Annotated in this window: 17 protein-coding genes; 4 read left to right on the forward strand and 13 right to left on the reverse strand. The window is 30.4% G+C overall.

The window, feature by feature from the left end; genetic code table 11:
- Positions 1-19 precede the first annotated feature (19 nt).
- Positions 20-787 (reverse strand): 5'/3'-nucleotidase SurE, encoded by a 768-nt coding sequence (surE, locus tag HN587_02155; GenBank protein ID MBT7902635.1) that lies wholly within the window; start codon positions 785-787, stop codon positions 20-22.
- 143 nt (positions 788-930) lie between these two features.
- Between surE and HN587_02160 the strand changes: the two genes are divergently transcribed.
- Positions 931-1845: a phosphate uptake regulator PhoU gene (locus tag HN587_02160; protein ID MBT7902636.1), complete on the forward strand. Its 915-nt coding sequence runs from the start codon at positions 931-933 to the stop codon at positions 1843-1845.
- Between the two features lie 11 nt (positions 1846-1856).
- Here the strand turns inward: HN587_02160 and HN587_02165 are convergent, their stop codons facing one another.
- The 3 genes from HN587_02165 to HN587_02175 form a co-directional block, all read right to left on the reverse strand.
- A complete protein-coding gene (locus tag HN587_02165; GenBank protein MBT7902637.1) occupies positions 1857-2288 on the reverse strand; it encodes a CBS domain-containing protein in 432 nt (143 codons plus the stop codon).
- A gap of 172 nt (positions 2289-2460) precedes the next feature.
- On the reverse strand, positions 2461-3372 hold the full coding sequence (locus tag HN587_02170) for a hypothetical protein (protein ID MBT7902638.1): 912 nt from the start codon (positions 3370-3372) through the stop codon (positions 2461-2463).
- A gap of 55 nt (positions 3373-3427) precedes the next feature.
- The gene (locus tag HN587_02175; GenBank protein ID MBT7902639.1) at positions 3428-4711 is read right to left on the reverse strand and encodes a glycosyltransferase family 2 protein; all 1284 of its coding nucleotides are present in this window, start codon (positions 4709-4711) and stop codon (positions 3428-3430) included.
- Positions 4712-4932: 221 nt separating this feature from the next.
- Here HN587_02175 and HN587_02180 point away from each other — a divergent pair, with 221 nt between their 5' ends.
- Positions 4933-5715 carry a hypothetical protein gene (locus HN587_02180; GenBank protein MBT7902640.1) on the forward strand — a complete coding sequence of 261 codons (783 nt, stop codon included), beginning with the start codon at positions 4933-4935 and terminating at the stop codon, positions 5713-5715.
- Positions 5716-5731: 16 nt separating this feature from the next.
- Here the strand turns inward: HN587_02180 and HN587_02185 are convergent, their stop codons facing one another.
- Positions 5732-6550 (reverse strand): hypothetical protein, encoded by an 819-nt coding sequence (locus tag HN587_02185; GenBank protein MBT7902641.1) that lies wholly within the window; start codon positions 6548-6550, stop codon positions 5732-5734.
- A 136-nt stretch (positions 6551-6686) separates the two neighbouring features.
- On the opposite strand from HN587_02185, the gene HN587_02190 reads away from it, so the two are divergent.
- The gene (locus tag HN587_02190; protein MBT7902642.1) at positions 6687-11054 is read left to right on the forward strand and encodes a hypothetical protein; all 4368 of its coding nucleotides are present in this window, start codon (positions 6687-6689) and stop codon (positions 11052-11054) included.
- Positions 11055-11217: 163 nt separating this feature from the next.
- Here the strand turns inward: HN587_02190 and sucD are convergent, their stop codons facing one another.
- From sucD to HN587_02230, 8 genes are all read right to left on the reverse strand, one after another.
- Positions 11218-12090: a succinate--CoA ligase subunit alpha gene (gene sucD / locus HN587_02195; protein MBT7902643.1), complete on the reverse strand. Its 873-nt coding sequence runs from the start codon at positions 12088-12090 to the stop codon at positions 11218-11220.
- A gap of 68 nt (positions 12091-12158) precedes the next feature.
- Positions 12159-12509, reverse strand: a complete 351-nt coding sequence (locus tag HN587_02200; GenBank protein ID MBT7902644.1) for a hypothetical protein — start codon at positions 12507-12509, stop codon at positions 12159-12161.
- Positions 12506-13612 (reverse strand): hypothetical protein, encoded by a 1107-nt coding sequence (locus tag HN587_02205; GenBank protein MBT7902645.1) that lies wholly within the window; start codon positions 13610-13612, stop codon positions 12506-12508. Before HN587_02205 ends, HN587_02200 begins: the two co-directional genes overlap by 4 nt.
- 143 nt (positions 13613-13755) lie before the next feature.
- Positions 13756-14391 carry a hypothetical protein gene (locus HN587_02210; protein MBT7902646.1) on the reverse strand — a complete coding sequence of 212 codons (636 nt, stop codon included), beginning with the start codon at positions 14389-14391 and terminating at the stop codon, positions 13756-13758.
- 82 nt (positions 14392-14473) lie between these two features.
- Positions 14474-15118 (reverse strand): hypothetical protein, encoded by a 645-nt coding sequence (locus tag HN587_02215; GenBank protein MBT7902647.1) that lies wholly within the window; start codon positions 15116-15118, stop codon positions 14474-14476.
- 60 nt (positions 15119-15178) lie between these two features.
- Positions 15179-15412 carry a hypothetical protein gene (locus HN587_02220; protein MBT7902648.1) on the reverse strand — a complete coding sequence of 78 codons (234 nt, stop codon included), beginning with the start codon at positions 15410-15412 and terminating at the stop codon, positions 15179-15181.
- Between the two features lie 60 nt (positions 15413-15472).
- Positions 15473-16213: a hypothetical protein gene (locus HN587_02225; GenBank protein MBT7902649.1), complete on the reverse strand. Its 741-nt coding sequence runs from the start codon at positions 16211-16213 to the stop codon at positions 15473-15475.
- 51 nt (positions 16214-16264) lie between these two features.
- Positions 16265-17089 carry a hypothetical protein gene (locus HN587_02230; protein ID MBT7902650.1) on the reverse strand — a complete coding sequence of 275 codons (825 nt, stop codon included), beginning with the start codon at positions 17087-17089 and terminating at the stop codon, positions 16265-16267.
- Positions 17090-17377: 288 nt separating this feature from the next.
- On the opposite strand from HN587_02230, the gene HN587_02235 reads away from it, so the two are divergent.
- A complete protein-coding gene (locus tag HN587_02235; GenBank protein MBT7902651.1) occupies positions 17378-19000 on the forward strand; it encodes a hypothetical protein in 1623 nt (540 codons plus the stop codon).
- Positions 19001-19025: the final 25 nt, after the last annotated feature.

Consider the following 19025-nt stretch of genomic DNA (forward strand, 5'->3'; position numbering starts at 1 on the left):
ATTAATAAAAAAGAAAAAATTATTTTATTTGAAAAACATAATCCATATTCATGACAGATACTTTCTTTTGATTTAAAACAACATCTGCATCAGAATTAGGTTCAAGTTTTGTGTAATCCCTACCCAAATCAATAAAATAAGCACCTTCTTTTTGAGTTACTTTAGGAATATGTAATTTCTGTTTACTTTGAAATGTATCGACAGTTTCAGTTGTTTCTGTGGCATCAAAAGGAATGTTTACGTTTACTAAACCATACTTACCAGAATTTTTTAAACTTTCTTCGATTAACCCCCCCGTAATTTTGGCAGCAGTTGTAAAATCAACTTGATCCCTCGGATACATAACTGGCCTTTGAAGAGAAACTGCAATTGCAGGAATACCATAAGTTGCAGCTTCAATTGCAGCACCCAAAGTTCCACTCATAGTTGCAGTTGCAGCCAAATTCTCACCATTATTAATTCCAGACACAACTAAATCAGGAGTTCTATTCAGAATTGTTTCAAGACCCATTATAACGCAACTTGCAGGAGTTCCATCAACAATAAATGCCCTAATAGATGTTTGATCTTGATTTCCCCCTAAATAAGTCTCATCAACAGTCATAGGTTTTCGCAGAGTAATTGCCCTGCCCATCGCAGATTGGTATTGTTTGGGTGCAATTATCACAACATCACCATAATTTTGTGCTTCTTTTGCCAATGCTAAAATTCCTGGAGCATCGTAACCATCATCGTTAGTCACCAAAATTAACGGTCTTTTTTCATCATTATTTTTTTGTTCATACATTTTTACTTCTCCATTCAGACTTCAAATCAACTGCCTGAATAGATATAATTGAGCTTAACAGGATAATAATATAATCCAATATTAATTATATTCTCCAATATTAATTAGAAAAATTTAAATAAACTGTACGCACCACACCACACATGGAACGAAAATTAGTAAAACAAGGTAATGACAAAAACCGCTCATTTACAACTACTCTTCCAATTCAATGGATAAAAAATAACGATCTAGAAAATAATCTAAAAATCAATCTCGAAATAATAGATAATAAAATACTAATTAGTTCAAAAGAACTCAAAGATGAAACTACAACCATCAATGCGAAAAATATTGATTTCATACTTCAAAAAATCATAGCAGAAAAATACAAACTAGGACTTAATGAAATCTTAATTCGATTTGAAAAAATTGAAACACTTGATCTTATCCGAAACGTTGTTGAAAAAGAATTAATAGGATTTGAAATATTCGAACAAACAAAAACAAAATGCAAAATTTGCGATGTTACCAAAGAAGGAATTGAAAAATTTGAAAAAACATTAGAGCGAAGCTTGCATACTCTTTCAACCATAACTGATGAAACAATAAAAGCTTTGAAAGAAGATGATCGATCTTATTTAAAAAGATTAATTGCAAAAGATAAAGACTTAAACAAACTAGTATTTTTTTGCGAAAGACAACTTAACAAAAAAAGTCAAGAATATCATGGCAAAATTCAATTTTACTTTTTTCTCCTCGAAAGAATAGAAAATATAGGTGACACCAATAAAGGAATAATAAATTTTTATTTAGATCAAAAAAATAAAATGCAAGATTCTACAATTAAAGTATTAGAAGAAATAAATAAAAGAATAAAAGAATTTAATAAAATAATATTTACCAAACAAATTAGTTATGAAGAAATAAAAGAATTTTTTGAAAAACTACAAAAAACTAGAAATAAACTTCTACAATTATATTCTCCACGAAATAAAGATATCAAGTATTTATATTATATGGGAAGCATGATACAATTTTTAAAAGGAGCAATACGCGCAACATACACTTTGAAATAATTATAAAAAAATTACCAAAGTCTTCTTTTTATAGGAATCATTTCAGAATAATAATCAAACAAATGCGGTGCAAGTCTAAGAATATCTTTGCTAGTAATGAATCCAACCATTTTTTTATTATCAACAACAGGCAAATGATTAATGTTATTATCTCGCATTAATTCAAGAGCGCCATAAATATCGCGTTCAGGTGCGACCACTATAAGATTAGAACGAATTATATCTTTAACTGGCGTTTTGTCTAAATCGAAATCAAGAGCTACGGCATAAAGTACAATATTTTTTTCAGTTACAAGACCAATGCTTTTTCTTTTTTCAACTATTACAATACTACTTAATCTTTTGTCAGCCATAAGTTTTGCACATTCACGAATAGACGCCGATGACTCCAAACTAATAGGCACCCGATTCATCGCATCACATACCTTAATACCTGTTTTCATAAAAATCACCCACGAAATTTTATGATATAAGTACATATTATTAAGAATATAAATGTTTTGTATAAAGAATTAATAGAATAATATAAAAGATATAAAGAAGTATTTTAGTACAATTTTAGTTTATGATTTGAACGATTTAAACGCAGAACATTTACGACTTCAAGACACAGATTTATTCAACGCTAGCAATTGATTTATTGTCAGCAGTAGAGTTTGATTCATTTTCTAATCCATCAATTTCTAATGCAACTGCCACTAACTCTTTAACTTTATTTAATTCATCCAAAGACTCATTTGAATTGTTATCAGAATTATTAGTTAAATCAGGATTGTAAACAGGATCATAATCAGGAACTGATTGATTAATTAAATCTTGAGTTATACTCGTTTGGTTTTTTGCATCTTTTTTTAACTGCGCATCTTTTGCCACAATAATATGATCTTTTACCACTTGTTCTAATTCTGCTTTAGACACAAAACCATTAAATGTGTCTGAATTAATAACTAATGCAGGAGAGCCAGTCACACCATACATATTTTTTACAGTATCAAGTGCAGGGTTTTCAATATCATAATCAAATGCGTAAACTAACACGTTTTCAGGATAATTATGTCGAAGCCAAGTTAATATAAACCCTTGTTGACTACATTCAGGACAATCTTTTTGATTAGAGTAAAAATATAATATTAAAGATCTAGATTCGCCACACTCTTCATTGATTTTTTTATTAAACATCCAATGTCTTAATTCTAACATCATGTAATATTCTTTTAAATCGATAACATCTTGATTATCTTCACCAAGACGATTTTCCATATAATCTAGTTTAGTTGCAAGTTCGTAAAGTTGATCTGCTAGAGGAGTGTTTGGCATATTACCGCAAGGATTTGCTTCTGCTAAATCATATTGAATTTCGATTGCTAAAGTATCAGTTCTTAATTCCTGACCCAAGTAACCTAACTCAGTAAGTTTTTGACCTGCAAAATAATTACCCAAAATAATACCTCCAACAAAAATCAGAGTTGTAACTGCTAGTACTGCCAATAATTTCGATGTTTGTAAATTTCTTCGTTTTAAACTCATTTAACTCACTTCACCTAACTATAATAACTTTTAATGAATGTTTTTTGAAAAGGACTTATCCTCTAAGAACAGTATTTTCAATCTCAATATCTTCTCTCTTCCTACCTCTCCAAACAACATCGCCCTTAGTTGCCTTACAATAAAGCGATTCAAGCCACCAGTAAGAAAATAATGGAAGATATAACGCAATAAATAAAACATAATTACCCGCAATATTTTGCTTCTCACTACTCATTTGTTTAACTATAATCATAACTGCAATACCTATTGCTAAGGAAAGTAAACCAATCCACAACATAGCTGATTGATTCATATAAAAAAGATCAGTCTGAAACCACTTAAGTTTCCAAATATCAAAATTAACATTATACAAATTTATAAATCTTGAAATCCACATATCAGTAAAATTAAAGATTGCATATCCAGTAACTACCATTGCTAAAATTACTGAAAAAAATGCACTCGGTAAAATAAATAATCCTAAGTTACCATATTTTGCACTAAACAAATGTTTGTAATTTAACATGTTATCTAAGAATCCACGATACCACCTAACACGTTGTTTACGCATAGTTAAAAATGTTGGCATTGCAACTGCATAAACATTTGCATCAACTGCATTTTCAATAATATAATCATGAGTTTGTAATCTTAATGAAATCTCAATATCTTCTGTAACTGTTGACTCATCATATCCACCATACTTATCAAAGAAAGATTTTTTGAATAAAGTAAATGGTCCAGGAGTTACATGAATGGAACCTAGAAATGAAAAAACTTTTCTTAAATAAACACCAAGTAAAAATTCAATAACTTGAATACGTTGCCAAAGTGTTTTTGGAATAGTACATTTCAAAGACGGTGTCACTGCACCCACTTTAGGATTATTAAAAAATCCAATCATTTTTTTTAAACAATCAGGCTCGACAAAACTATCTGCATCAAGACAACCAACAACTTCACCAGTCACATAATCTAATGCGAAATTCAGAGCAGTTCCTTTTCCACCATTAGGTTTTGTGAACGCTCTTACTCTAGGATCTGTTTTTGCCCATTCTTGTGCGATCTCATATGTTTTATCAACACTACCATCATCAATAATTAAAATTTCCAATTTAGTTTTTGGCCAATCAAGTTCTAATAATGACTTAACAGTTTTAGAAAGTGTGAATTCTTCATTACATGCTGGAACCATAATACTAACTTTAGGTAATTTTTTCGGTAATTTTGGAGCTGAAAGATTATTCCAATTTTCAACTAATGTAAATATAAAAAAGATAGAAGTGAATAGTCCAAAGTACGATGCAACGTATAATAGTATGTCTCCGAATCCTAACATTGTTTTGAACCTTCTTTTTAAGCTCTAGACGGCTTAAAAGTTATTATAAAAATCTTAGTTTAAAAAGCTTTTGATTACTTTATTAAAGAAAAATCGAGTTTATATATAAATCTTTCGTTTTTGTAGTCACTCGAAGGTAGTAAGTTTACACTAAAATTTAAATAAATGCTCATTTTTTAACTAATTATTAAAAAAAAATACAAAAATAAGAGGCTAAAAAGATGGAAGAAAAAATAACAATAATCCCAAAAAATATTCAAAAATATTCAAACGGCAGATTCGAAAAAGTCACAAGACAAGACTTAGAAGACTTAGGAATGACAATATTAGAAGAAAAAGCAGGACTGTACCACGCAAACTTGCCACCTGGTTGGCAACAAGTAATCGAAAAAGACCTAGCAGGAAATCCAAAAATCAGACCAGAAGTAATAGACGAATTTGGACTCACTAGATTAGCAATTGGTTATAATCATACTTACCCCTCAAATTCACAAGCACGATTAACCCCCCCTCATGTAAATTACTTAATCGGACCAATAAATGAACATTTAGACCCCGGAATTTCTCAAAAAGTAACAAACGAAGAAATTTATCAAAGATCTCGAGAAGTTGATGAAAAACTAAAAAAACAAAACTGTCCCACCTTAGACTTAGAAGATGCTTGCAACTCACTATTAAGAGAATACGAACAAGATCCAACTAAATTTAGAAAAACAGAAACTGGTTTTAAAAAATACACAAACTTAGGCGTAACCAGAACCCAAGATGGAGCAACTTATTTTTTTAGCGCAAATTTAAGAAGTAAAGGATCAGGCGATGTGGAATTTGAACAAGATGAAGACGGAAAATGGCATGCTCGAGATGTGGAAATTATAAATGCAGGCGTGATCATCAAAGGTAATTTAGATACAGACAATTTAACACCACAATTAAAAAAAATGGCAGAAATTAAAAAAATATATGAAACAGTTTTTGGAAATTATTTAACACAACAGTTTAACTAAACTTTAGTCAAATATTTCAACATCCAGGAATTATTTGAGGTTCTGATGGATCTGCCGAATCAAGAACTTTTTCAAAGAAGCCATAATAAGTAGAATATAATGCAGGATCAATTTTTAATTCATGAAGTTTCATCCACTCAGACTTAAATGGCGCTGGAACTTTTGAATGGACCAAATCAGGCATTTTTGCCAATGCATTTTCTAATGCAAGATATGCATGAAATGCTTCAACCCTCCCAATTTGAGAATTATTTCTCCCCATTAATATATAGGCTTCACTTAATTTGAACATAGTTGATTTTCCTTGCTCTTGAACTAAGTCATCTATCGCATAAATCCAAGGACGTGCACGATTAGTGATTGAGTAATTTTTAATAGAATCAAACGAACCTAAATAAACAGGAAATAATTCAGTACCAACAATTTCTTCTTCCAACCCAAAATCATTCAGAACTTGATCGCAAACATAAGGTCCTGCAAAATCAAGGTTAAACGAAACTAAACCTGGAGCTTCGTAAGTCCAAAGAGCATGATCAAGATAAGTATTCGAAATATCTTTTGTTTTGAAAATATTTTGCAAAAATACCATAAAATCTGCAACACCTTGCTCTTTTGTTTGAACTACATATTCTAGCCCAAATACCTCAGTTAAAACTGGATTTTTTAAATGTTTGGACGCCAAACTAGATTTAACTGGCTTTTTTTTAGTTTCAACCAATCTTTCTTCCAAAACAGTAGAACCCGTATTTTGAGCAGCAGAACTACAACCAGAACAAATAACTGCAGCTGCAGCCAAAAATGCCAATTCAAGCCACTTATTAACTCCCCAAGCCATAATCTCAGCAATAACTTTGCCGTTTAAAAACATTGTCATATTCAATTCTATACGAAAGATTTAAATAGTACCACTTATTCGGAGTAATTATTACGTTATTATTAATCAGTAGTATCTAAATTGGAGGTCTTCAAAAATGAATAATATATTCAAAAAAAGCATTTTAATGTTTGTTCTATTAATATACTGTGTGTCCATAATCGGCACAGCAATTGCAACTGATAATCAACCAAATCAACAATTATCAGATCTGGTTTTTGACTCAGTTTTCTTAAGTGATTCAAATCCAACTCCTGGAAGCATAATTCAAATGAAATATACTTTGAAAAATATTGGAGATGGAATTGCACAAGGATACGTTAAAGTTAGTTATGATGTTATAGTTAACAATCAAATTGTTAGCACAAAAAACCAACAAAAATTTGTCTCTTTAACTCCTAATCAAATAACACAACATCAAATGCCAATTAAAATTCCTTTTGAAGGAGAATATGATGTTATTTTATCAGTTGAAACATTAAGTTTTAGCGAAGCTACAAACGATAATAATTATCAATACTTAACATTTTATGCTGAAGAAGCAGAAGAAATTGTTGAAGAAGAAATTGAAGAAGCAGTAACTGAAGAAGTAACTGAAGAAGTTGCTGAAGAAATTTCACCATTACAAATTGAAGTTGAAAATAAATTCGAAGATGTAAATGATGAAATTGATGCTGCAGAAGACAACTACGATAAATTAACAGATTTATTTGACGATCACGAATCAGAATTATCAAACGAAGATTCACAATATGTAAGTAATTTAATTGAAGAAATCGCAGAAACTGGCGAAGGAATTGATTCTAGAATTGATGAATTAGAAGACTTTTATTCTAACCTCATAGAAACAGAAACAAACATGAATAATTTAAACATTCACTTATCAAGATTAATTTCAGAACTTGACAAAGTATCTGGAGATATAGTCGAAATTGAAGACGAAATTGAAGATATTTATTCTGAATTATTTGATTATTTTAATGAAGAAAACGTGAATGAAGAAGAGCTAGAAGCATATGTAGATCAATTAAATACATGGCTTGAAATGCTCGAAAATGCACTAGAAGATGCAGAAGATGATTATATCGAATTAACAAATTTATTTGACAATCACGAATCAGATATGGCTCTTAGTACAAAACAATACTTCAATAACAAAATTGAAATCATAGATAATTTCGGAGAAAACACAGCAGTACAATTATCTAACTTAGAAGATGAATTAGAAAATTTAGCTGATAGTGAAATAATTTCTGAAAATATTGTTGATGACTTAGGCGAAGTTGAAGAATCAATGGAATCACTTGAAGTCGATATTGTTGATTTACAAGAAGAAATTGACGATGTACTTGAAAATTTACAAGATTTCATTTCAGATTTAGAAGAAAATCCTGTTGTTGAGACAGAGGAAGAAGTTGAAGTTGAGGAAGAAACAGAAGTTGAAGAGGAAGTCCCTATTTCAATTATTTTAAATGCAGATTTATCAATAGATAACGGATATGTAACTGGCTTACTTTATGAAAATTCAAATTCAGCAGTAAGATTTAAAACCCATCAAACACCAAAACAAATTAAATACTTAACAGTGCCCGTTAATGTTTACTTAAACGGTGAAAAAATTCAATGGTTAAAATCACTACCATTCTTTTCAGAAACTCAAGATTGGGGAATTCACTTTGGACAATTAGAAGCTGGAAGTTATTATGTTGAGATTGAAATTGATCCTAATAACAAATACGCAGAAACTAATGAAAACAATAACTATTTTTCTTACGGATTTGACGTTAATACTCAAAATGGAACTCCTGTAGAAGAAGAAGTTGTTGAAGACGAATTAGAAGAACCAGTAGAAGAAGTAGTTGAAGAAGCAGTAGAAGAACCAGTAGAAGAAACAGTAGAAGAAGTTCAAACAGAACAAGAATATTTTACTCAATGGTTAAATGAATTAGAAAATGAATTAGACAAAGCAGAAGATAATTATGAAGATTTAGAAGAATTATTTAATGAATATGAATCAATGCTTAATCAAGAAGATTCAGAATACTTTAACGAAGAATTAGCAATTATTGGTAATAAGGGAGAAGCATTAGATAGTGCGATTTACAATTTAAAAAATATTGTCGAATCTGATGATTATGACTCTCAAGCAATGGAAATTTCATTAGAAAACATTGAAGAAAGTATTGAAAAAATTCAAGATGACATTGAAGAAACAACTGATGATTTATCAGATATTATTAACAATTTAGAAGCAGTCGAAGAAGTTTTTGAACAAACATCCTGTGTTGATATTATTGAAGAAGATGACGTATTTGTTTTAGGAAATACCCAATTCGAATACAAAAGTTCAAATGACTTTGACTTGACTCCACTTAACATGGTCGAATCAGAAACAGTTCAAATCAAAAATTTAGAAACTGGTGACACCATCGAAAGAAATGCTAATTTAGTTTCAGTATTTACAATTAAACATGAAGGATTAACTTATGGATTCAAAAGTGTTGGAGATATTTCAGAAGATGATTATGATATACAAGCAATCTATCCATGTGATAAAATTAATTGTAATCAAGTAATTTCAGAAGATGACAATTTCCAACTAAACCAACATATGTTTACTTACAAAGGTTCAGATGATTTAGAAAATACTAATCCAATGGCTCAGTTTAAAGTTGGAAGTAGCACAATCGAACGATCAACTAAACTAGCTTCAATTTTCACATTTAATTTTGAAGGAGTTAAGTATTATTTTGAAAGTACATCTGACCCTAGTTATGATGACTATGATATCAAATTAGTTTATCCTTGTACACCCGACGTAGTTGAAGAAGAATCAGTAGAAGAAGAATATTCACTAGATCAAGTTCTTGCTATCGCAAACGGCTGGTTAGAAGTTTTAACTAATGACCTCGAAAATGCTGAAGATTCATACATTGAATTAGAAAACTTATTTTCAGAACACGAATCAGATATGAGTTATGATGCGAAAGTATACTTTAACACTCAAATTCAAAACATCGGTGAAGACGGAGAAGAAATTGATGACTATTTAGATGACTTAGAAGAAGACATAACAGAAGCTGCAATAACTGATCTTGGCGAAACATTTTCAGCATCAGACGTAGAAAGTTTTGAAGAAGAAATGGAAGACATAAAATCACAAATAGAAGATTTAATGAACGAAATTGAAAATGTTAAAGATGATTTAGAAGACTATGTTTTAGAAAATGAAGTAACTGAAGTTGTAGAAGAATCAAACTCTGAAAATACATCGGAATTTATTAATTGGTTAGCTGAAGAATTAGAAGATGCACACGACGAATACATGGAATTAACACAAGCTTACGAATCAGTAAAAGATCAATTAACTGAAGATGAACAAAATTACTTTGAAGAAAAAATTAATGACATTGATGAATTAGGAGAACTTACTGGCGGAAGACTTGAAAATATGGAAGACTCATATGATACTGCAGTTGAAACTATGAGTGGATCTGCTTTAGAAAATCAGTTGAACATGATTGAATCAAATCTTAATCAACTCGAAAATATTATTGAATCAATCGAAGATCAAATTCAAGAAACAATGACTGAATTAAACCTTGCAGTTTTACCAAATCAAGAATTAGCAGAAGAAATTGAAGAATTAAAAGATAATATTAATGATTATCTTGAAAATTTAATGAACTACCTTGATTCAGATTTAGAAGACAAATGGGAAAATTTAGAAGATGAATTTGATAGTGTTCCAAAAAGTCAAATGAGTCCAGAACAAGAACAATACTTTGAAAATGAAATGGATGAAATCACATCCATCATAAGTTCAAACTGGGATCAAGTTGAAGAAATTTTAGAAACTTCACAAAATGCATTTGAAACAACAGAGTACACAGAAGAAATATTATCTGAATTACAACAAATTTTTGCTCAAATTCAAAATAAAATACAAGCAATTGAAATGGGTGAAACTGATATTGATAATTTAACAGAAGAAATCATAGATTTTAAATCAACACTAGGAATTGTATCCGATGTTGATGAAGAAGAAATGAGTGAATGGTTAAGTGAAGTATTAGCAGAAAGTCAAATTGGAAACGCAATTAATGATGGTGCAGAACTTTGTTTTGAATACTACGGAGAAAATGGAATTGTTCATTCATTTGATTCTGATAAAGAAAACTCAAATTGGGAAGTTAGCGCAACTACAGATTATTGCGGAGACAAATATGAACAGGATTTCGTATTTAGATATGAAACACCTACAGACTTTGTTGACTCAATGGAAGACTTTACTTGTAGTAATTTAAAAAGTGAATTTAATAGCGCATACTTTTTACTGCCTTCAAAATACGCATGGAATAATAACATCTATTTAACTGAAGAAACCTGCCCAGTATACGAAGAAGTATTTGACTTGTGCTTTAATTACTTTGAAAAACAAATTTATGATATTCCTTCATGTTAATTAATTTTTTAATTAAATTTTGGAAAAAAACATAAATAAATTTTTAAATTTTTTTACAAATATTTTTAAACATAATTATCTATTTATTCACACACAATATAAATAAAGTTTTCTAATCACAAACATAATAATATGAACAGGTTAAAAGAATTAATGAATAAAATTATTTTAGCAAACTAACAATTTCACTTGGAATTGATGCCACTTTAACACCAACTGATTTAAGTGATTCTATTTTTGATTTTGCAGTTCCAGAACTACCAGAAATAATTGCTCCCGCATGACCCATTTTTTTTCCTTGAGGTGCTGAAACTCCAACAACATATGCGACTACTGGTTTTGAAATATTATTTTTAATATGCTCTGCTGCAAGTTCTTCTAAATTTCCACCAATCTCACCAATCAAAACAATTTGTTTAGTACTCAGATCTTTTTCAAAAAAATTAAGTGCATCAATAAAATCAGCACCAACAACAGGATCTCCCCCCATCCCAATAACTAAACTTTGACCTAAATCATGTTTAGATAATTGATTAATAATTTCATAAGTTAGCGTTCCACTCCTACTAACCAATCCAATAGATCCTTTTTTAAAAATGTGACTAGGCATAATACCCATTTTAATTTCTCCAGGTTTAATTATTCCCGGACAATTAGGACCAATTACTAATAGATTTTTTTTCTTTGCTTGATTAATTATTTTTATAGAATCATAAACAGGAATATTTTCTGTTATCACCACAACATTTAGTCCTGCGGTAATTGCTTCTAATGCCGCATCTTTTGCAAATTTTGCCGGAACAAAAATAATTGACCAAGTTATTTTATGATTTGGATTTGATGATAGCGCAACACCCACAGAATCATAAACTGGAATTTCATGAATTACTTGACCACCCTTACCAGGTGTTACTCCCGCAATAATTTGAGTTCCATATTCTTTCATTAACTCAGTATGAAAACTACCATGATGTCCAGTTATTCCCTGAACAATAATTTTTGTGTCTTTTGACAAATTTAAATTTTTAAAATTCATTTTTATACCTGAAATTCAGTTAGTTGATTGATTGTCCTAAATTAATTATTTAAATTAATTGAGTTAAATTAATCACTCCAAAAATCAATCAGTCCCCTCTTAAATGCTTCGCGCAATAAATAATACGCAACCAAATACAATACTAAAAAACCCCAAAATTGACCGCTAGTTTCTAAAACAAACGCAACAAAAATTGCAGTGAAAATTGTTAAGATAGTTGCAATAACCGGCAAGTCTTTACTAAAACTAAATTTAGCAGACATTAATGAAATTAAAACAATAATAATTATTTTTGAAATAAAAGTTAATTTATTTGCACCACCAAATAAAAAAATACTTAATAAAAAAATGTATAATGCGCCCCAAAAAAACCAAACTCTAGATTTGACTTCCCCAGTTTTAGAATCTAAAAATTTCATGATATCAACTCTTTAATTTTTTTAACTCCTTCTTCCATGGAATCCACCACAACAAAATTATGTTTATGCAAGATTTGTTTAGCCAACTCATCATTAGTGCCAATCATTCTTGTAACAATAGGAATTGAAATTTTATTAGCTTTAACATAATCAATAATACCATTAGCAACATCATCACAATGAGTTATTCCGCCAAAGACGTTTATGAATAATGCTTTTAAATTTTTATGTTCTAATGCCAAATTCAAACACAAACCAACTTTTCGTACATCCGCACCACCACCAATGTCTAAAAAGTTCGCAGGTTTAAGATCAAAATGATTAAGAACATCGAGTGTTGCCATAACGAGTCCTGCACCATTACCAATAACTGCAATATCACCATCTAATTCAACATAATTAATTTTATACTCTTTTGCAGTCTTTTCAATTTCGCTCAAACTACTTTCAGATTGTTTTTGAAACTCTTCTTGCCGATACAAAGAATTATCATCAATAACAACTTTAGAATCTGCAGCAAACCACCCTTCATCCGAATAAACTAACGGATTAATTTCTGCAAGTGTTGCATCATTTTCTTTAATAACTAAGAATAATTGTTTTGCGATATGAAGAATTTCTTTACACTCATCATACTTACAAGCTTTTTCTAACGCATTAGGATCAAACTCATCAAAATAAATTTTACAAATTTTTTCAGGCTGAGTTTTTGCAAGTATTTCAATATCAACACCACCCTCTTTACTAAAAATAAGAACAAAACATTTTTTTGAACGATCAATAGTGATTGCAAGATAATGTTCTTTTAAAATATTAAGTTTTCTTTCAACTAAAACTTTTTTAACTTTGCAACCTTTAAATGATTTACCTAATAATGTGTTAATAACTTCCCTTGCAGTTGTTTTTGTTGCGAACTTAACTGCTCCAGCTTTAAATCTTCCACCCGTAAGAATTTGAGATTTAATAATAATATTTTCAGAACGAATAAATCTAAGTTTGGGTCCTAATTCTTGCATATCAAACTCAGTTAGAACAACTCCTCTAGGTACAGGAATTCCATGCTTTTCAAAAAGCTTTTTACCCTCATACTCTGCAAGCTTCATATAATCCAATAGATTAAATCATATTATATATAATTTTTGGAAAGAATTTAATAAAAAAAATAAAATAAAACTGAGGGGAACTGAGTTAAATGTCAATTAAATCTGATTTAGCCAGTTATTTGAATGATTAACTACAATAATAATTAAAAAATATTTTTAGACCAAGTAATAATCACATCTGGATCTTGAATGATTTTTGCCCGCACCAAATCATATATTAATGCGCGATATATGGCCGGTTTTCCTTCTGCAGCACTATTTGAATGATAATTAAATTGTCCGTTCAAATAACGTTTACCACTACGATTAGCACTAAACGGTAAACTACCAAACATAACTCCTGCCAAAGCCATAATTCCTGCAGCACCTAACGTAGCACCAGTTACACTTAAAGACGTCAAATATGCAGATAATAAAGGCACACTCCCAAACATAACTCCTCCTGCTCCAGCCATAATTTTTGCAGAATATTTAGGAAATTCTTTCCATTCCATTGCACGCTCACAAAAATTTAAAAAATTCTTTTGAGTTGACGTTGAATGTACTTTAAAAGAATACCCTTTAATTAAATTTCCAGGAGTTGATCTTGCCAAACTAAAATTTGTTAAAACTTTCACCACAAGCCCGGTTTCTTTTGTGAATATTTTACGATCATTATCTAACTCTAATTTTGAATAATCGCTCTTTGTTAAAACAGATTCTAATTCTTCTGATGGAATTTTATCTAACGGATGTAAATAATATGCCTCACTAAAACTTTTAATTCTTTCTTCTATCATTTTAAATTACCAATCATAACAAATGTCAAATATCAAATCATTAATTATTAAACTATCAATTGTTAAACTAATTTCAAATAAATTAACTATTTAATAAATCAAAATAAACTTCTTTAATTTCTCTTGAGCCAACACTTATTGGCGATGCAGCATGAATCAAATTTATTCCTTCAACTAATCTTTTTGCTTTGTCTGTCGAAATTAAGTACTGACTAATTTGTTCAATACCCAAATCATCTTTATTAATCACACCACACATCTTAGCATAAAGTTGATTAGATCTAAACACATCAATTGGCTCAACATCATTTTCTGATGCAACTTCATTTGTTGCCTTAAAAACTGCAACATAATCACTTAAAGCAGAACTAACCACACTCGTAAATGCAGCAACATAATCAATTAACACTTGAGGAGGTTTTATTTCCATTAAAAATTCTCCCAGACTAAAATTATCTCCCGCCCCTGGCCAATATTTTAATGCACCTACTTGATCAGTAATATCTTCAACTGCAGTTTCGCAAAAATCCAATAAAAACTCATATTTATTTTTGAATGCATCAACCGTCAAATTAGAATTCATAAAAATTCCTGAAACAAACTCAGAATAATCACCTATTTGCCTTATTGCAGCAGTTTTTTTTACATCATATGCTTGCACAATAAGTGCATTATCTTCCGTTACTAAAAATTCTAAATTCTTTCTTGCATCTTCTAATTCTGACATAATTATCACCTTAAATTTATTAATAAAAAATTTTAAAATTTGAAAAAATTATTTTTATAATCATTGCTCATCAACAGAATATAATTCATCCCCTCTGTGCCCAACATATTCTTTTTCTGCATCTAACAAAAAAGATAATTGATAACCTGCAAAACAACGTGAAATAAAATCTGAGTAATTACTTATTCGCCTTATTGCAGCAGTTTTTTTTACATCATATGCTTGCAAAATAAGCACAGGATCTCCAATCACTAATGATTCCAACTTTTTTCTTGCATCTTCTAATTCTGACATAATTATCACCTTAAATTTATTAATAAAAAATTTTAAAATTTAAAAAAAATATTTTTATAATCATTGCTCATCAACAGAATATAATTCATCCAAACGTTTGTTAGAATATGCCAATTTAGCTTGTTTTCTTCGATCATTTGAAAAATTTGGAACAATCAAACTGTAATCAATCTGTTCTTGATCAACTGCCACAACCATCGCGTTTAAATGAGTCGTAAAATACTCTGCTCGATCTAAGTGCAATAAATCCATATCCCTAATTAGAATAACTCTTGATTTAGTTTTAGCATGAAATTTACATGCATAATCATATAATGTTGGCGACTCTAAAACTATTTCTGCAGGAATGTTATCAAAACTACCAATTTTTATTGCAGCTTCCACAACTCGTGCAAGATTTGCCAATTGACCCACACAACTTTTATTAAATGAATCAACATAACTTTCAAAAATCTCAGGACGTTTAATATCTAAACAAAATTTATACAAACTATTCTGAGCACCTAAAGGAAATAAATCTAAAAATGACCTACTAATTCTTACGTAGTCTTGAGACTCAGCAAATAAATGATCCACAAAATCAACACCAGTATCAAGTACTTCGTTAATTGATGCCATAACTTTTTTTGCAGACTCAGCACAAACATCTTTAAACTCAGGTTCTCCTAATAAAAACTCTGCAAATTTTTCCCCCTCTTTTTTAACATGACGTTCTAATAACGAATAATTTTTTGGAATTTTTAAGTACTCAACTAGCACCCCAAGAATATTTGTTTGATCTATTTTATTACCACCATTCATATTATCACCTTAAATTAATTAAAAAAAAATTACTAAAAAAAAATAAAAAAATCATTCGTATTTATTCAAATTAGATTTTATTGCCCCAACTTGAGATGAATTTAATTTACTAAGATCCACCTTACCTTGCGCATGAACTACATACAAAGTATCTCCTGTTTGACTTTTGATTTTACAAAGTTCTTGACGTTCAACTAACACATGCGAAACTAAATTTGAACCAGTTAATTCAGAAATACCAAACTCTGCATCAAGTTTTGCATCAGCCATAGCATCAGACGCCACCAAATAAGGCAATGAAAAACCCGTAACATGCAAATAACCGTTTTTGATAAATAAATCAGCTTTAATTTTTTTTCCAGAACATGAAACTTTTTGAAAACATAATTTTTTAGAAATTCTGTTACTAGAATAAATATCAGAACCATTGCAAGTTGTTTCAAGATTAGATTTTGAACTGAGTTTTGTTTTAGATTTTGACTCAGGTTTTGATAATTTAGAATTTGCCAAGTTATACATTAAATTTATCGCTTTAGCATGAAGTGTTTTTTTATCTTCACTAACTGATGCAATTTTATCATAAACCTCAATCATATCTTTAGAATTATATCCTAACTTAGAAAATAAATCATCAAGTTTTTTAATTTGAATATCTGCACCAGGCCCAAGATTATATGACCTCATAACTTGTTGACACTCATTAACTGCAGAATTATTTTCTATTTGAGTCAAACAATAATTAGCTTTTATTACTTTTTTTGAAGAAATATTTTGCAACTCTTTTGCATTTGCACCACCTGATAAAGCAATAACTAATGCAGCCAAGCCAGCAAGTAAAACTTGTTTACCCAACCCATAAAAATTAGTTTTTTTCATAATAATACCTCAACACAAAATTAAATAATAATTGAAAAAATAACCTAAAAAGAGTATCACTTTCTAGTGAGTACTTTATTTAATTTTGATTGAAGCTACTATTTGGCCTTAACTGATATTAAAGATATCAATGATATTAAATTTTGATAACTGCGCACCACAAACGCTAAGAGTGCTCAAAAAGAACTAATTACAAACAACTAACTAAAAAAGTTATATACGCTCATTTAAAAGGACTTCTCCAGAGTAATAAAACTTATAAAATAAGTGCAGTTTGTTCAACACAATATGGATGCTCAAAAATTAGTAACAGATGTCCTTATGCTCTCTGAAACAATAAACCGAGTTGGAGCAGGATATTTTCACACACAGCCAGTTTCTAGAACAAACATAGTTGTTAATAGAACAGACATCGGTGAAACCGCAAATGCAACACTATTTGATTGGGGAATAATTGCAGCAATAACCGAATCACCACTATGTTTAACTGGAGATACTGATCGCGGAAAAACAGACTATGCCAAAATTTTATTAACTGCTTTGATGGGCGAAGAAGAAAAAGCATGGCATAAAACAGACATAGATTCTGACTTTGGAAGTCTAACATATAGCGGTCAAAATTATGGTGCAATCACAGATGGACAAACTTCAGCAGAATTATTTTTTGCAAAACCATTTGTGAAATTTCCAGGCCTTATTTGGGACGAACTAAATAGGGCACCAGCAAAACTCATAACAAAACTATTACACATTCTAGAAAAAGATTTTGCACTGGAAAATGGAGACCGTGTTCATGCAGGCCATGAATATCAACGCGCAGAAGCAATGTTACGATACCAATTGCATATTCTAGCATACAATGAAGGAGATGATGACTTTCATGGAACTTCACCAATCGATCGAGCAATGAAACGTCGACAACCAATTGAAATTCCATTCGACGTATTTCAAACAAGAATGGTCGATAAAAAAAGAATGGCAGAAGAAAGAAGTGGAGATTTAATAATAACTAATGGAGATGGACATTTAGAAACGATACTTGACTTACTCCACTCAATAGATGACATACCAATTTCTCCAGAAGCAGAACACATGAGATTATTTTTACAATCAACAGGGTACTGCCCACACTCATTAAGTGACGATAAAAAAGGAATTAATTTTCAAAAAAGTATGTGTTCAAAAATTAAACCACAAAATCTCGACGGAACACCTAAAACCGATGCTGGCGGAACTCCACTTCAAGGATGCCATTATCTCGCAACATACCCTCAGCAAATGTGTCCTAACGTTTATAATTTAGGCGATGGAAACTCAATAAAACTTATGAAAATTGCAAAAGCACACAGCCTCATTAGAATACTTCGAACTGCAGAAGTTGTTGCAAAACATTTAGAAATAACAAGACAACAATCTGCTACAAGCATGAGAGCTGCAGCGCAAAATTATTCAGTTCATGGAACTTTAAAAAAAATAGCTGAAGCTTCAGGAATTGATACCAATACAAGTCCAACTGAAGTTGTGAAAAGATTTATGGCCGCACAACTAGAAAATCTACAAGTTGAACCAACAGACATTCAAACTGTTTTTCCATTTGTTTCAAGATCCAAATTACCACTAAGTCAACCTTGGGTGCAAAGACAATATCAAGGCGGAAGATGGTATGCAATCCAAGCACTTGCAAACGAAGCATATACTCGAACAACAGGATTTCATGCAGGCAATCCAGAACTAGCCGCAAAATTAGGAAGTGGCGCACCCCTGTCAGATGCAGATCATGCAACTTTAAACGAATTAGGTGCTCAAGATGTTTGGTTAGGACGTTCATTTGAAGCATACACTCAAGATACCGCAGAGAAAAACAATCCACGACCTTCACCTGAAATGATTCGAAACGTTCTAAGGTTTTAAAAAAATATTTTTAATTATTATCTAC

Source organism: Candidatus Woesearchaeota archaeon (assembly GCA_018675335.1).
GTDB lineage: Archaea > Nanobdellota > Nanobdellia > Woesearchaeales > UBA11576 > JABJCP01.

Bases quoted from the DNA above. Each gene is read 5' to 3' on its own strand.
- HN587_02205 (MBT7902645.1), bottom strand. From the start codon at position 13,612: ATGAAGCTTGCAGAGTATGAGGGTAAAAAGCTTTTTGAAAAGCATGGA.
- sucD (MBT7902643.1), bottom strand. From the start codon at position 12,090: ATGAATTTTAAAAATTTAAATTTGTCAAAAGACACAAAAATTATTGTT.
- HN587_02200 (MBT7902644.1), bottom strand. From the start codon at position 12,509: ATGAAATTTTTAGATTCTAAAACTGGGGAAGTCAAATCTAGAGTTTGG.
- HN587_02190 (MBT7902642.1), top strand. From the start codon at position 6,687: ATGAATAATATATTCAAAAAAAGCATTTTAATGTTTGTTCTATTAATA.
- HN587_02225 (MBT7902649.1), bottom strand. From the start codon at position 16,213: ATGAATGGTGGTAATAAAATAGATCAAACAAATATTCTTGGGGTGCTA.
- HN587_02215 (MBT7902647.1), bottom strand. From the start codon at position 15,118: ATGTCAGAATTAGAAGATGCAAGAAAGAATTTAGAATTTTTAGTAACG.
- HN587_02175 (MBT7902639.1), bottom strand. From the start codon at position 4,711: ATGTTAGGATTCGGAGACATACTATTATACGTTGCATCGTACTTTGGA.
- HN587_02180 (MBT7902640.1), top strand. From the start codon at position 4,933: ATGGAAGAAAAAATAACAATAATCCCAAAAAATATTCAAAAATATTCA.
- HN587_02160 (MBT7902636.1), top strand. From the start codon at position 931: ATGGAACGAAAATTAGTAAAACAAGGTAATGACAAAAACCGCTCATTT.
- HN587_02210 (MBT7902646.1), bottom strand. From the start codon at position 14,391: ATGATAGAAGAAAGAATTAAAAGTTTTAGTGAGGCATATTATTTACAT.
- HN587_02230 (MBT7902650.1), bottom strand. From the start codon at position 17,089: ATGAAAAAAACTAATTTTTATGGGTTGGGTAAACAAGTTTTACTTGCT.
- surE (MBT7902635.1), bottom strand. From the start codon at position 787: ATGTATGAACAAAAAAATAATGATGAAAAAAGACCGTTAATTTTGGTG.
- HN587_02185 (MBT7902641.1), bottom strand. From the start codon at position 6,550: ATGGCTTGGGGAGTTAATAAGTGGCTTGAATTGGCATTTTTGGCTGCA.
- HN587_02220 (MBT7902648.1), bottom strand. From the start codon at position 15,412: ATGTCAGAATTAGAAGATGCAAGAAAAAAGTTGGAATCATTAGTGATT.
- HN587_02235 (MBT7902651.1), top strand. From the start codon at position 17,378: ATGGATGCTCAAAAATTAGTAACAGATGTCCTTATGCTCTCTGAAACA.
- HN587_02170 (MBT7902638.1), bottom strand. From the start codon at position 3,372: ATGAGTTTAAAACGAAGAAATTTACAAACATCGAAATTATTGGCAGTA.
- HN587_02165 (MBT7902637.1), bottom strand. From the start codon at position 2,288: ATGAAAACAGGTATTAAGGTATGTGATGCGATGAATCGGGTGCCTATT.